Source organism: Mesorhizobium sp. B2-7-1 (genome assembly GCF_006440735.1).
Lineage (GTDB): Bacteria > Pseudomonadota > Alphaproteobacteria > Rhizobiales > Rhizobiaceae > Mesorhizobium.
This window is the reverse complement of the sequence record NZ_VFUA01000041.1, coordinates 35,332-49,488: the sequence shown is the minus strand read 5'-3', so window position 1 is coordinate 49,488 and position 14,157 is coordinate 35,332. Positions and strand designations below refer to the sequence as shown.

General features: G+C 65.9%; 12 protein-coding genes and 2 pseudogenes. 6 read left to right on the top strand and 8 right to left on the bottom strand.

The genetic code is table 11. The features are described from left to right. Positions 1–208 precede the first annotated feature (208 nt). A complete protein-coding gene (locus tag FJ471_RS17060; protein WP_140805002.1) occupies positions 209–913 on the top strand; it encodes an SDR family oxidoreductase in 705 nt (234 codons plus the stop codon). A 44-nt stretch (positions 914–957) separates the two neighbouring features. Here FJ471_RS17060 and FJ471_RS17055 read toward each other — a convergent pair whose 3' ends face one another. The 3 genes from FJ471_RS17055 to FJ471_RS17045 all read right to left on the bottom strand — a co-directional run bounded on the left by FJ471_RS17055 (position 958) and on the right by FJ471_RS17045 (position 2,029). Continuing rightward, complete coding sequence (locus FJ471_RS17055; protein ID WP_140805000.1) at positions 958–1,188, bottom strand: hypothetical protein; 231 nt, start codon at positions 1,186–1,188, stop codon at positions 958–960. 71 nt (positions 1,189–1,259) lie between these two features. Continuing rightward, complete coding sequence (locus tag FJ471_RS17050; protein ID WP_140804998.1) at positions 1,260–1,499, bottom strand: hypothetical protein; 240 nt, start codon at positions 1,497–1,499, stop codon at positions 1,260–1,262. 86 nt (positions 1,500–1,585) lie between these two features. Next, positions 1,586–2,029 (bottom strand): SRPBCC family protein, encoded by a 444-nt coding sequence (locus FJ471_RS17045; RefSeq protein ID WP_140804996.1) that lies wholly within the window; start codon positions 2,027–2,029, stop codon positions 1,586–1,588. A gap of 129 nt (positions 2,030–2,158) precedes the next feature. Here FJ471_RS17045 and FJ471_RS17040 point away from each other — a divergent pair, with 129 nt between their 5' ends. The 5 genes and pseudogenes from FJ471_RS17040 (at position 2,159) to FJ471_RS17020 (ending at position 9,610) form a co-directional block, all read left to right on the top strand. Beyond that, a complete protein-coding gene (locus FJ471_RS17040) occupies positions 2,159–2,950 on the top strand; it encodes a pyrroline-5-carboxylate reductase dimerization domain-containing protein (protein WP_140804994.1) in 792 nt (263 codons plus the stop codon). A 325-nt stretch (positions 2,951–3,275) separates the two neighbouring features. Beyond that, entirely contained in the window at positions 3,276–4,700 is a 1,425-nt protein-coding gene (locus tag FJ471_RS17035) for a family 16 glycosylhydrolase (protein WP_140804992.1), read from the top strand. A gap of 12 nt (positions 4,701–4,712) precedes the next feature. Beyond that, positions 4,713–6,473 carry a type I secretion system permease/ATPase gene (locus tag FJ471_RS17030; protein ID WP_140804990.1) on the top strand — a complete coding sequence of 587 codons (1,761 nt, stop codon included), beginning with the start codon at positions 4,713–4,715 and terminating at the stop codon, positions 6,471–6,473. Positions 6,474–6,476: 3 nt separating this feature from the next. Next, on the top strand, positions 6,477–7,793 hold the full coding sequence (locus tag FJ471_RS17025; RefSeq protein ID WP_140804988.1) for an HlyD family type I secretion periplasmic adaptor subunit: 1,317 nt from the start codon (positions 6,477–6,479) through the stop codon (positions 7,791–7,793). Between the two features lie 192 nt (positions 7,794–7,985). After that, positions 7,986–9,610: pseudogene (locus FJ471_RS17020) on the top strand (alpha/beta-hydrolase family protein). Between the two features lie 8 nt (positions 9,611–9,618). On the opposite strand, the pseudogene FJ471_RS35335 reads toward FJ471_RS17020, so the two are convergent. From FJ471_RS35335 to FJ471_RS16995, 5 genes and pseudogenes are all read right to left on the bottom strand, one after another. Continuing rightward, positions 9,619–9,741: pseudogene (locus FJ471_RS35335) on the bottom strand (ionic transporter y4hA); the annotation flags it as partial. Between the two features lie 51 nt (positions 9,742–9,792). Then, positions 9,793–10,899 (bottom strand): SAM-dependent methyltransferase, encoded by a 1,107-nt coding sequence (locus FJ471_RS17010; protein ID WP_140804986.1) that lies wholly within the window; start codon positions 10,897–10,899, stop codon positions 9,793–9,795. A gap of 14 nt (positions 10,900–10,913) precedes the next feature. Further along, a complete protein-coding gene (locus tag FJ471_RS17005; protein WP_181179486.1) occupies positions 10,914–11,495 on the bottom strand; it encodes a DUF3726 domain-containing protein in 582 nt (193 codons plus the stop codon). Continuing rightward, complete coding sequence (locus FJ471_RS17000; protein WP_140804982.1) at positions 11,492–13,141, bottom strand: hypothetical protein; 1,650 nt, start codon at positions 13,139–13,141, stop codon at positions 11,492–11,494. The genes FJ471_RS17005 and FJ471_RS17000 overlap by 4 nt, the downstream gene beginning before the upstream one ends. Further along, positions 13,138–14,142, bottom strand: a complete 1,005-nt coding sequence (locus FJ471_RS16995) for an Ldh family oxidoreductase (protein WP_140804980.1) — start codon at positions 14,140–14,142, stop codon at positions 13,138–13,140. The genes FJ471_RS17000 and FJ471_RS16995 overlap by 4 nt, the downstream gene beginning before the upstream one ends. Positions 14,143–14,157: the final 15 nt, after the last annotated feature.

The following is a 14,157-nucleotide window of genomic DNA, read 5'->3' as shown; positions in this document are numbered from 1 at the left end:
ATTTGGCGAGACCCAAGCTGGGGCAATGCCTCATTCCTTCGCGCCCCCCTCGGTCCTGCCGGGCATCTCCCCCACTTGGGGGAGATTGGCAGTTCGGCCGCTATCGCCAATTGCCAACGCCGCCTTGGCGTAATCCAATCCGGTTCGTGCCCTGCCCTCCGCGTGCTAACAGAGGCGCTTTCAACAATTCCAACGAATGGATCAGGACATGGCGGCAGAAAAAGTAGCTCTGGTGACGGCGGGCGGCAGCGGCATGGGGGCCGCGGCGGCGAAGCGCCTGGCAGCGGACGGCTTCAAGGTTGGCGTGCTCTCCTCCTCGGGCAAGGGCGAGGCGCTGGGCAAGGAACTCGGCGGCTTCGGCGTCACCGGCTCCAACCAGTCGAACGAAGACCTGAAGCGCCTTACCGACGGCGCGCTGCAACGCTGGGGCCGCATCGACGTGCTGGTCAACAGCGCCGGCCATGGGCCGCGCGCGCAGATCATCGAGATCAGCGACGAGGACTGGCACAAGGGCATCGACACTTATTTCCTCAACGCCGTGCGCCCGACCCGGCTGGTGACGCCAGTGATGCAGAAGCAGAAATCAGGCGTCATCATCAACATCTCGACCGCCTGGGCGTTCGAGCCGAGCGCCATGTTCCCGACCTCGGCCGTGGCGCGCGCCGGGCTCGCCGCCTACACCAAGATCTTCGCCGACACCTATGCGGCCGACAACATCCGCATGAACAATGTGCTGCCCGGCTGGATCGACAGCCTGCCGACGACGAACGAGCGTCGCGACAGCGTGCCGCTGAAGCGCTACGGCACTTCGGAAGAGATCGCCGCGACGATCTCGTTCCTCGCCTCGGACGGGGCCGCCTACATAACCGGGCAGAACATCCGCGTCGACGGCGGCATTACCCGAGCGGTGTAAGTCGCGCGGCAACGCGATGGCGCCTGGCAATGCCGGGCGCCAAGTCATTTGCGGCTGCGAAGATGCAGCAGCAAGAGGACACCCAGAAACGCAACGACGGCGACCACATTGCCGAGAACGTTGCTCCAAAAACGTGCCGGGTCGTCCGCACACGAAATCCAGCTGAGCCGCCCCCGGATTTCTCCGGTCTTCAGGCCGTAGGCAAGATTATAGATCGCGAAGGCGGCGAGTGCCGCCACCAGGACAAAGAAAGCGTCGGTTTTGTTGCGATCCATGGAGCATGGTCTAGCCCCGCCCGATGAAATTTTGCTTATCGTCGTGCGGGCGACAGGGACGCCCGCTCAAGTCATCCGGGTCTGCGGGAATTGAGCACGCACAGAACGCACAGGAAGGCTATCGAGCCCACCAGGACGATCGAATTGCCGACCACGATGTTCCAGAATCGTGTCGGATCGTCCACCAGCGCGACCCAATGCAACTTGCCGCGGACTTCGCCAGTCTGGATGCCGCAGGCAATGTTGTAGACCGCGATGGCGGCGAGCGCCGCCATCAGGACAAACAGGTCGTTGTTCTTGTTGCGATCCATGGCAGCGGCTTTTAACAGCGCTTGGTGAAATTTTACTTACCTTGGGTAAGGCGGCGGCCGCGATCCAGCCGCCGCCTTATACGAGTTTATTGGTTGATCTCCGGCTCGACGAGCTTGGCCAGGTTGCGCAGCGATTCCTGCCAGCCGAGATAGCAGGCCTCGGCGGGGATGGCGTCCGGGATGCCGGCCTGGGTGATGTTGATCTCGGTGCCGACCAGTACTTTCTTCAAGGTCACCGTCACTTCGATCTGGCCCGGCAGGTTGGGATCGTCGAAGCGGTCGGTATAGCGCAGGCGTTCACCCGGAACGAGCTCGACGAATTCGCCGCCGAAGGAATGGCTGTCGCCGGTGGTGAAGTTGCGGAAGGACATCTTGTAGGCGCCGCCGACCTTGCCCTCGAACTCATGCACCGTGCAGGTGAAGCCGTTCGGCGGCAGCCACTTCGCCAGCGCATCTGCCTCGACGAACGCGCGGTATACCTTTTCCGGCTTGGTCGCCAGGACGCGGTGCAGTTTGATGGTGCTCGGCATGTCTCGATATCCTCTCTGGTTTCCGTTGATCGATGCCCCAAGGACGGACGGGCTGCGGCCGATCCGACAGAGGCTGTCAAATTTTTTGCCCGGCGGCTACCGTGGCATCCGGCAACGGAGGCAGCGGACATGAGCGCTTCGATCAGGCTGGGCATCGTCGGCGGCGCGGGCTGGCTGGGCGGCGCCATCGCGGCTGCGGCGCTGCAGGCCGGCGTCGTACAGCCGGAGAAGCTCGCCCTCTCCTACCGCAGCGCCAGGCCGGATCGTTTTGCCGGCGCATTCTGGACCGACGACAACCAGGCGCTTGCAGAGCGTTGCGACATCATCATGCTTTCGGTGCGGCCGCAGGATTGGCCGGCGCTTACCGTCGACGCCAAGGGCAAGCTGGTCATCTCGGTGATGGCCGGCATCCGCCTTGCCGAGATCGGCGAGAGGCACGGCACACGCCGCGTGGTGCGCACATTGCCCAACGCCGCGGCCGAGGTCGCAAAATCCTACACGCCGTGGATCGCGAGCAGCGATGCGACCAGCGAGGACCGCGCCATCGTGCGCGCGATCTTTTCCGCCTGTGGTTGCCAGGACGAGGTCGGCAGCGAACGCGACATCGACTATCTCACCGGCCTGACCGGATCGGGACCGGCCTTCCCTGCCCTTCTGGCCGACGCCATGATGCGCCACGCCATCGCGTTTGGCCTCAAGCCCGAAGTCGCGCAGCGCGCCGTCAACACGGTGCTGACCGGCACCGGCCGGTTGCTCGAGGTGAAGGATGCCTCACCCGCCGACACGGTCGAAGCGTTCCTCGGCTATCGCGGCACGACTGCCGCGGCGATCGAGACGATGCGCAAAGCCGGGTTCGACGAGGCGGTAGCCCAGGGCCTGACGGCGGCGTTCAGGAAGTCGATCGCGATGGGCGAGACGTGAGCGAGCGCTCCACTCCCAGATGTCAAAACTCGATCGGCCATGCCCTGTGGCTCCGCCGCGACAGATGCATGCGTCCACGGCTATCTGCACAATCTTTTGGCAGAAAATCTTGCCAAATTAAGTAAAATTGAGTATAATTCGCGCCCTAATTGCATTAGGTATCGCTCATTCTATCTTCTCGAAAATATCGACAAAATTACTGTCGTTTTTCTCTGTACTATTTCCTTGTTTTCGGGAACGATAGCCCGTGTTGCAAGTTGGTTCGAAGCACTCGCTTGAACCTGCAATGAGCCATCCGGGCGGGGCAGCGCGGAAGGATCGTCCGATGAGCTTCGTCGTCAACGCGGTAGGCGTTCCTCTCTACTATAGCGGCGCTTCCAATCATTGGTTTTCGGCCTCGTCCGGACCGACGTTCAACGGCAGCAGCGGCAACGACTCCATCTGGGCCGCCAGTGGTGTCAACGTCACCATGTATGGCGGCTCCGGCGACGACATCTATTATCTCTATTCGGCGGGCAACAAGGTGGTCGAGAACCCTGGCGAGGGCATCGACACGATCAGCACATGGATGAGCTACACGCTGCCGGACAATGTCGAGAACCTCATCGTCACCAACCCCCACAACTATGCCTTCGGCAATGCGCTGGACAACATCATCACCGCCACGGCAGGCGGCCAGACCCTGGACGGCGGCGCGGGCAACGATGTCCTGATCGATGGTGGCGGCGGCGCCGACACTTTCATCATCGCCAAGGGCAACGGCAGCGACTCGATCGTCAATTTCGCCTCGAACGATACCGTGCGCCTCGACGGCTACGGGTTCACCTCGTTCACCGCCATCCATGACAGCATGATCCAGGCGGGACCCAATGTGATGCTGAACCTTGGATCGGGAGAGATCCTCGAATTCAAGAACACCACGATCGACAAATTCCAGCCTAACCAGTTCGAGCTGCCGATCGACAAGTCCGGCATGACGCTGTCCTTCAGCGACGAATTCAACACGCTCAATCTTCACAGTAGCCAGGGCGGAACCTGGGATACCAATTTCTGGTGGGGCGCGGCGAACGGCAGCACGCTCACCCGCAATGGCGAGCTGCAGTGGTACATCGACGCCAATTACGGCCCGACCAGTTCGGTGCATCCGTTCAGCGTGCAGGACGGGGTCCTCACCATCACCGCGGCGCAGACGCCGGCCGACATCAAGCCACTGATCAATAACTACGAATACACATCCGGCATCCTGACCACGCATGATTCGTTCTCGCAGACCTACGGCTATTTCGAAATGAAGGCCGACCTGCCGGAAAACGCCGGCGCCTGGCCGGCCTTCTGGCTGCTGCCGGAAGACGGCTCCTGGCCACCGGAGCTCGACGTGATGGAAATGTATGGCCAGAAGCCGAATTCGCTGCTGGTGACCGCGCATACCAATGAGACCGGCCAGCACACGACGGTGGGATCGACGGTGAACGTCATGGACACCGCCGGCTTCCATACCTATGGCCTGTTGTGGACGCCGGACAAGCTGGTGTGGACCTATGACGGGATGCAGGTGGCCGAAGCGGCGACGCCGTCCGACATGAACAAGCCGATGTACATGCTTGTCGACCTCGCGGTGGGCGGCCAGGCCGGGGCGCCGCCGGACCATCTCGCCACGCCGGCCCAGATGAAGATCGACTACATCCACGCCTATACGCTGGATGAGCTGCAGCAGAGCCATTTGAACGTCACGGGCGAACACACAGCCTAGGCGGTCGAGGCGATGTCAAGGGAGCGCGCCCCGGATGCGATCAGGCAGGCCGGCCCGTGGCCGGTGCTTTTGCGCCGGGTGTTCCTGCGCGCCGTCGCCGATGTCGGGCTGTTCTCGCTGCTCGTCAATCTCCTGCTGTTGGTGATCCCGCTTTACCTGCTCCAGGTCTATGACCGTGTGCTGCCTTCCTCCAGCGTCGAGACGCTCGTCTATCTGTCGGTCATCGCGGTCGCGGCGCTTGGCTTCCTCGGCTTTCTCGACGCCGTCCGCGCCATCTACACGCAGCGCGTCGCCGCGACCGTCAACGACAGGCTGGGCGCGAGAACGTTCGCCGCCTCGCTCGGCTCCAGGACTGTGCCGTCGCCGCTCACCGACCTCGCCGCGGTCTGCGCCTTCATCCGCTCGCGCGGTGTTTCGGTGCTGTTCGACCTGCCCTTCGCGCCGGTCTTCCTCGCGCTGCTCTACCTGATCCATCCGCTGTTGTTCTGGGTGACGCTTGGCGGCGCGGCGCTGCTCGTCGTGCTGGTCTTTGCCAACCAGCTTGCCATCGGCAGGAACGATGCGCTCTCGGCGGAGCGTTCGGCCTTGGCCAGCCAAGCCGAGCAGGCCTTTGCCCGCAACGCCGAGACCCTGCGCGCCATGGGCATGGTGGAAAACGCCGCGCGCGCATGGGGCCGGCATGTGGCGGCCGCGCTTGTCCTGCACGACCATTCGGCCGGCGCCAACGCAGTCTTCAGCGGCGCTTCGCGGGCGCTGCGCATGATGCTGCAACTGGCGATCCTCGGCACCGGCGCCTGGCTGGTGCTCAAGAGCGAGATGACGGCGGGCATGATCTTCGCCGCCTCGCTGGTGTCGTCGCGCGCGCTGCAGCCGCTCGACCAGCTGATCGGCTCCTGGCGGCAGCTCGGCGAGGCCAGGCGCGCCTGGACGCGGCTCGGGCGCGCGCTTTCGGCGCAGCCGGAAAAGGCGGGCAAGCTCATCCTGCCCGACCCCACCGGCGCGATCTCGGCGCAGGATCTTTTCTTCATCGCGCCGAATGCCACGTTCGGCGCCGAGCCGATCCTCAAGCGATTGAGCTTCGCGATTCAGCCCGGCGAAGCGGTGGCGATCGTCGGCCCGAGCGGCGCCGGCAAATCGACGCTGGCGCGGCTGCTTGTCGGCGCCGCGCAACCAAGCGGCGGTTCGGTCAGGATCGACGGCGCGGAGCTCAGGACCTGGGACGAAAACCAGCTTGGACGGCATATCGGCTACCTAGCGCAGGAGGTGGAACTTTTCCCTGGCTCCATCGCCGACAACATCGCCCGCTTCGACGCGGACGTCGACGACGCGGCGATCGTCGAGGCGGCGAGGCGCGCCGAGGCGCATGAGTTGATCCTTTCGCTGCGCGACGGCTACCAGACGACGATCGCCGGCACGCTGTCAGGCGGCGAGCGGCAGCGGATCGGGCTGGCGCGCGCCTTCTACGGCAACCCGCGCATCCTGGTGCTGGACGAGCCGAGCACGCATCTCGACGGCGCCGGAGAGACCGCGCTGGACGCGGTGCTTGCCGCCGCGCGCGCTGCCAGCGTCACCACGATCGTGATCACGCATCGGCCTTCGGTCGCCACCGCCTGCGACCGCGTGATGGTCTTGCGCGGCGGCGTCATCGAGGCGTTCGGGCCGAGCGCGGAGGTGCTGCGGCAACCCGGCAAAGCCGCGCAGCGGAGCACGGTGGTGACCGGATCGTTCGCGCCGACCATTCGCGCCGCGCCGACCACCCGCTACAGGTCCTGAACGATGACGCAGAGCCTCACCTTCGACGGCCGCCCGCGCACGGATTTCCGCCGCACCGCCTTCGCCGGCTACGCCGCGATCGCGCTTCTTATCGGCGGCTTCGGCTATTGGGCGGCCAAGGCGCCTCTGGCCGGCGCGGTGATCACGCAAGGCACGATCGCGGCGACCGGCGGCAACATCCTGATCCAGCACCGCGAGGGCGGCATCATCAAGCAATTGCTGGTGCATGAAGGCGACCGCGTGCGCGAAGGCCAGGAGCTCATCCTGCTCGACCGGACGGCAGCCGAAGCCGATCTCAACCGGCTGACGAGGCAGTGGATCGCGCTCAAGGCGAGCGCCGCGCGGCTGGAGGCCGAGCGCGACGGTCTCGCCACGCTGGCGCCGATCGCCGAGCCCGCGCCCGCGCCGTTCCAGCCGGAATTCGAGAACCTGATCCGCGAACAAAAGAAAGAGTTCGACGCCAGGCTGGCGCGGTTCCGCTCGGAGCAATCGATCCTGGCGCAGCGCGTCGCCATGCATCGCGAATCGGTCACAGGGCTGAACGCGCAGAAGCTCGCCATCGAGCAGCAGGCCGAGGTGGTGAAGAAGGAGCTCGGCATCAAGACCGACCTTCTGGACAGGGGCCTTACCGATCGCAACGAATATTCGCTGCTCTTGCGCAGCGAGGCCGACCTCGTCGGCCAGGCCGGCGCGCTGGAGGCCAACCTTGCCTCGGCCAACACGCAGATCATCGAGGCGGAGGTGCAGACCGAACGCGCCACCACGCAGCGCGTCGAGGAAGCGCTGACCAAGCTGGACGACGTGCGCACCAACCTCGCCGACATCGAGGAGCGGATGCGCGCGGCGCAAGCGGTGCTGCAACGCACGACGATCACCGCGCCAGCGGCGGGCATCGTGGTGTCCTCGACCTACAATTCGCAAGGCAGCGTGATCGGGCCAGGCGAGAAAATCATGGAAATCCTGCCCACGTCATCCGGCCTGATCGTCGACGCGAAGCTCAGGCCGAAGGACATAGACCAGGTGCATGTCGGCCAGCAGGCGAAGCTGAGGCTCTCCGCGCTCAACACGCGCCTCACGCCGGAAGTGCCGGCCACGGTGAGCGAGATTTCCGCCGACCGGCTGATCGACCAGGCCACGCACGAGCCCTATTTCCGCGCCAAGCTGAAGATCACCGATGCCCTGCCCGCCGGCGTGAAGAGAGAACAGCTCTATCCCGGCACCCCGGTCGACGCCTTCATCAGCACCGGCGACCGAACCTTCTTCGAATACCTCGTGCGCCCGATGATGGATTCCTTCGCGCGGGCGTTCAGGGAAAGGTAGGGCTGCGAGGCGAGTCCTCTTGATCGCTCCCCCTGGTCGACGCTCCCCGGATGTTGGGCCGATAGCGGATCGGCAAAGCCTGCGATATAGGAACCGGAAGCCGAAATTATCCTGCGGTTCAACCCGACGCGTAAGGCCCACGTGACAACTGCTCGTTTGCTTCATGTCTGGCGATCGCTGTCCGGTGTCGGCATGGCCCTCGGCATGCTGTTCTTCGCGGCCGCCCTGACGCCGACGCTCGTTCCCCGCACCGACCTGACGCAGGGCGTACTGGCGGGCGCGTGCTTCGCCATCGGCTACGGCCTCGGCGTCGCCTTGCGGTGGCTGTGGAGATATCTGGAGATTCCGGAGCTGCCGCCACGGGCGCGTTCGCTGTCGAAGGCCGTCGTCATGATCCCGTGCCTCGGCCTGGCGATCGTGGCGCTGTGGCGATCCGGCGCCTGGCAGAACTCAATCCGCGCGGTGATGGGCATGCCGGCCGTCGATGGCGCTCACCCGGTCAATGTCTGCGCCCTGGCCATCTGCACCTTCATCGTCGTGCTGGCGCTGGCCCGCCTCGTGGCATGGCTGGTGCGCACCATCGCCGGGGCACTGAGACGCTACATACCCAGGCGCCTGGCGAATGTGGCCGGCGCCGCCATCGCCACGCTGCTCATCTGGTTGCTGGTGAGCGACGTCGCGATCCGGGCGATCTTCAGCGCGCTCGACTCCTCGTTCGCCAAGTTCGACGCTCTGTTGGAACCGGAGCGCCAGCCGCCGAGCGATGCCTCCAGGACGGGAAGCCCCGACTCGCTGGTCAAGTGGGACGAGCTCGGCCGCGCCGGCCGCGAGTTCATCGCGGACGGTCCCGCCGCTGCCGAGATAGGCGCCTTCACCGGGCGCCCGGCGCAACAGCCGGTCCGGGTCTATGTCGGACTGGGGGCGGCGGACAACCCGCAAGCCCGGGCAAAACTTGCGCTGGAGGAATTGAAGCGGACCGGCGGCTTCGACAAGTCCACGCTTGTGGTCATCACGCCGACCGGCACCGGATGGATCGATCCGGCCTCGATGGACGCGCTCGAATATCTGTGCCGCGGCGATGTCGCCAGCGTCGCCGCCCAGTATTCCTATCTGAGCAGCCCGCTTTCGCTGCTGGCGCAGCCGGAATACGGCGCCGAGACGGCCCGCGCGCTGTTCCTCGAAATCTATGGCTACTGGACGAGCCTGCCGAAGCAGTCCCGACCGAAGCTTTATTTGCACGGGCTGAGCCTCGGCGCCATGAACTCCGAGAAATCAGCCGGGCTGTTCGAGATCTTCGGCGATCCGATCAGCGGCGCGCTCTGGAGCGGACCGCCCTTCGAAAGCCGCATCTGGCGTTCGGTCAGCGATACGCGCAGCAACGGCTCGCCGCAGTGGCTGCCGATCTTCCGCGACAGCAGCCTGGTCCGGTTCATGAACCAGAATGGTCCGGCGGTGGCGCCCGACACGCCCTGGGGGCCGCTGAGGGTCGTCTACCTGCAATATGCCAGCGACCCGATCGTCTTCTTCGACTATCGCGACGCCTACCGGCAGCCCGACTGGATGAAGGCGCCGCGCGGGCCGGACGTCTCGCCGCAACTCGCCTGGTACCCGGTGGTGACCATGCTGCAGCTCGGTCTCGACATGGCCGTGGCGACGACCACGCCGATCGGCCACGGCCATGTCTACGCGCCGCAGGACTATGTGGAAGCCTGGAGCGCGCGGTGCTGGGCGTGAAGGATTGGTCGCAACAGGATCTCGCCGCCCTCAAGGCCCATCTTGCCGCCAAGGTTGCCGCAGAGGCCGACAGAGGCGGATAGCTGAGGCTTCAGGGCACCGCCGAAATCAGCAGAAACATGGCGAATATGCCGAGATGGACCACGCCTTGAAGGCTCGTCGTGCGGCCCGTGCTGAGCGTGAGCGTGCTGACGAACAGGGTGAGCAGAAGAAGGGTGTCGGCTTGTGTCCGCGACCGACCCCGGGCGCGGACCTCGATAGCCTCTTACGATTTGACGATCTCCGTCACGCAGTGGACGTAGTCCATCCGATGGCCTTCGGGGGCGCGCGCAACATCGGCTTCGTACGCGCCATAGAGATCGTCGACGATTGCGGCACGGTCATTGGCGGGACGCGAGGGATCGAGCGCGTTCGCAAAGACGGTTTCCGACCAGGAGCGGAGCGTAGGCACATAGGCCCAGGCGAAGTTCTGCGCGTTGCCATGGACCCGGAAGGCCTCGGCATAGGGGCAAGGCGTCACCATGGTGAAGATGTTTTCCAGCCTCAGTCCGGCTTGTGACACCGGCGAAGCCGGATCGCGGAAGGGTGCCGCGAATTCGTCCGGCGTCTTATAGAACTGCTGGAACGTCGCGTTGACATATTCCGTCTCGCTGATCCGCCCCGCCCGCGCCAGATCGCGCCAATGGCGCGCGAAGCCGTCGAACATGTCGACCCCGGTCGTATGCCCGAGATAGCGCCCTTCTTCGTCGACGCAGAAATTGGCCAGCGCCAGCCTGCCGCCGGACCTGAGCTCGCGCGCCCTGGCCAGCAGGATCGTCTCCCAGTCGCGCAGGCCCTGGGCGCGAAACTGCGCCCGCTCGGTTTCCGTCGCACCGACCGCCTGAACATGGTCGGCAATCATGCACGGCCGCTTGCTGATCCAGTGCATCGCCGTGGCGGAAAAGCCGAACGAGAGCGAATTGTCCGGCAATATCTGGCGATAGAAGCTGGTGCCGCTGCCGAAGATGTAGAGACCGGGCGTCTCGGCCAACGGAACCTCCGCGGAGGTTCCCAGCAGCCCCTGGCTCAGCCGGAACAGGGTCGAGAAATCATTGTGAGGCAGGTCGGTGTAGGTGATCGATATCGCCCGCTGCGGTTCCCTCTCCCGAATGGCGCCGACCAGCCGACGCATCATGTCCATCGAGGTGCCGCCATCCGCCGCGCCGAAATCGGCGATCGCGAACGGTTGCCCCTCAGCCAGCCGAGGCATCCTCGCGGCGGCCTCGACGACGAGGTCGCCGACCTTGTCGATGACGTATTTGGCGCCCACGGTGTTGGCCGAGTAATAGCCCGCTCCGCGCATGGCGATCTTCTGGCCGTCGGCTGCGCTCATTTTTTCTCCCCTTGTTATTCATCGTCCACGCGGCCGCCGCCGGCTCCGCGCATGCGCGACCGCTCGCTTTCCGGCACATAGGTTCTGGCGGCGAAGGAATTCAGGGCGGCAAGTATCTGCCCGTCGATCGCGCCGCGCCGGCCCGTGACCGGCTGGGCGATCCCGGCGCGGCCTTCGATGACGACATCGGCCTTTGGCGTCAGCGGCGCCGCCGGATGGGCTATGCGCATGGCCGAGCGGCGCAGCATGGCGTCGAGCCAGATCGGCTGGCCGACATCCATGATCGTGAGCGGCATCGCACTCGCTGGAAGCAGATCGTCGAGAAGCAGAGCCGCCGTTCGGATCGGGCAGAGCGGCCTGCCGTCGGAGACATCGGCAGCACCCTCGCGCCAGCGCTTTGCGCGGGCCGGCTCCGGCGGCGCGAAGGATTGCGTATCCTCGAACAAGCTCAGCAGGGCCGGCCCCCAATTGTCGCCCTCGACCGCGATCCGCCGTGCCGCGCGGCCGATATCCTCGGCCAGCCCCCATGAGAATCCGGCGCCCCGCGCCGCCTTGGTGCTCAGCGTTTCCACCTCGTTGAGCGACAGGTCGATCACGCGGCCTCTCCTGCCATCGTGGCGACATCCTCGATCAGGGGCTCGCCGCTGAAGAGCGCGATGCGCAGCCAGCGGTCGGAGCGCGGATCGAAACTGCGCGCGCCGAAGAAGGCGAGCTTGGCGCGCAATATGTCGACGGGCCGCAATTCGGCGCCGATCAGGTTGTCGTGGATCTCGGCATAGGGGAATTTCGCGACGATCTGGGCGCGCCGCACCGCATGGCGCCATTCCGGCCGGCGCAGCAGGAAGTCCGCGACACGGGCCAACGCCGGCTCCCGCGCCAGCGCGGCCGCCAGGCTGAGTGCGTCGCGCGCGGTGGCCAAAGGCTGTTCGAGCTCGGCGCCATCCTCCTCGAAGCGTTCTCCGAGCCGGGGCTCGAGCTTCTCCGCCGAGACATACCAGAAGCGCGCATTGGCGGACGGCTCGGCGAAGTCGATGCCTGCCGCCCAGGAATAGCAGTCGAGAAGCGCCTTGCGCAGCGAACCGCAGTCCATGCCGCCTGCGATAGCATGGCCGGGCGTCTCGTCGGCTTTCATCGTGTCGCCGAGCTCATCGACCAAAGTTCCATGCGGCTCGAGGATCAGCGAGACGCAGGCCTCCTGCCCTTCGAGGGAGAAATTGTCTTCCGCGAAGCGATAGACCGCATCCCAAGGCTGGGGTTTCGCCAGCAGCCGATCGAGGTTTTCGACCAGCGCATCGAGATCGGCGGCCAGCGACAAGGTTGCGGCGGCTTGGCGGCTGTCGTCGCTGTGCCAACGGGCGACACGTCGCGACAGGTCGGCAAGCGTCCGCGCGAAAATCCCCCGTTCCGCCGCGCCAGCATGCGGCTCTGCGCGCACCCGCGCCAGCGCGGTTTCGCGGGCCAGGAACCAGCTATGCGTCAGGAGCGGATGGCGAACGAGGAACGGCGCCATGCCGAGCCCGGTCGCGTTTCCCACGCCGAGCGCCCGGCGCAAATCCGGCGCCAGCCTGGCCGCGCCGGCCGGATTGCGGCGATGGGCGATGTGATCGACCAGATCGAGCGTGAAGGAGCGGATCAGCCAGACGGTGAGCATTTCCGCCTGGAAGGATCCCGCAAGCTCCGGCCGTGTTGCGATCTCGTCGCGATCGGCGATGCCGAACTTGCCGTTGCCGTAAACGGCCGTCGTGCGCAGCAGATAGCCGACGCCGAGCAGTTGCTCCTCGGCCGGCTGTCGTCCTTGCGCAAGTGCCGCGGCGACGTCCTCGAACAGCCGCACGCTCTTGTTGGCGCGCGCCAGCACCAGTTCGCGGCTGGTGTAGCGGCCCGCCTCCTGCAGCGGCGCATTTGCCTCCAGCCGCGCGATTTCGGCGGCGTCCGGCAATCCGTCGTAAAGCACGTAGCTCGTGTCCCAGGCCTGCGCGATCACCCGGTCGGATCGCTTCTCGTCATCGAGCGGCGTCGAGAACGCGACCAGGCTGTAGGTTCTCGCCGGCGTCTCGACCGCATAGACCGCGCGCCCGAACCCATTGTCGTCCAGGTCGAACAGATGCTTGCGCACCCGCCATTTCTCCCTGGTGGCGCGGCGGATCAGCTGACGCAGAAAGCTGAGACGCGTCGGATGCGCGGCGCCCAGCCGCTTAAGGCGCATGACAACCTCGGGCGGGCGCAGCGCGATCGCCGTCATGCGGTGGCGCCCGCAAGCTTTTCGAGCGTGGCGAGCGTTTCGGCCGCCACCTCGATGCCGTCTCTGGTGTTTTGTTCGCGGGCGCCGAAGCGCCTTGTGCCTGGAAGCCTGGTATCGCCAGTGAAGGCGCCAGCGACGGTTTCCAGATTGCCCGCGAAGGCCCCTGCCGAAGTGGCATCGGGCGACACCGCCAGGAAGAACTGGCCGGTTCCGGGCGGCCCTCCGGCCGTGCCGGAAAACGGGCTGGCGACAAGCCCGGGATTGGCTCCCGTCAGGCAGGCGGCAAAAATCTCCACCAGCAGCGCGGAGCCGACGCCCTTGTAGCCGCCCGCCGGCGCCATCGTGCCCTTCAGCGCTTCGCCGGCATCGGTGGTGGTCTCGCCGCTCGTGTCGAAGGCCCAGCCGGGCGGGATCGGCTCGCCGGCGCGGGCGCGCTTGATGACCTCGCTCTTGGCGACGACGCTGGCGCTCTGGTCGATGACGAAGCGGGCGCCGCCCTGCCCGTCCGGGACCGCCAGCGACCATGGATTGGTGCCAAGCGCGGCCTTTCGGCCGCCCCAGGGCGCGATCGAGGCCGGCGCGTTGGTGAACCCCAAGCCGACTAAGCCTGCTTCGGCGATGTGTTCGGTGTGATAACCGAGCGCGCCGCAATTGTAGGAGTTGCGGATGGCCAAAGCCGCCATGCCTTGCGAGCGCGCCGCTTCGATCAGCGCCGGCAGGCCGAGGGCGATGGCCGCATGGGCAAAGCCGTTGGCGGCATCGACGGCGACGACCGCGGGAGCCGGCCGCGTCAGGATTGGCTGCGCCTGCCCCAGCACCTTGCCGCAGGCCAGATGCTCGCAATAGGTCGGCAGATACATCAGGCCGTGCGACTTCAACCCGTCGCGTTCGGCTGCCGCGATGCCGGCGGCCAGCGCCCCGGCCTGGCCCTCGCTGGCGCCACGGCGCATCAGCGCGGCGCGGGCGAGCGTTTCGATGCGGGCTTGCGTCAGACGTGTCATCCCCTCACCCGCCAA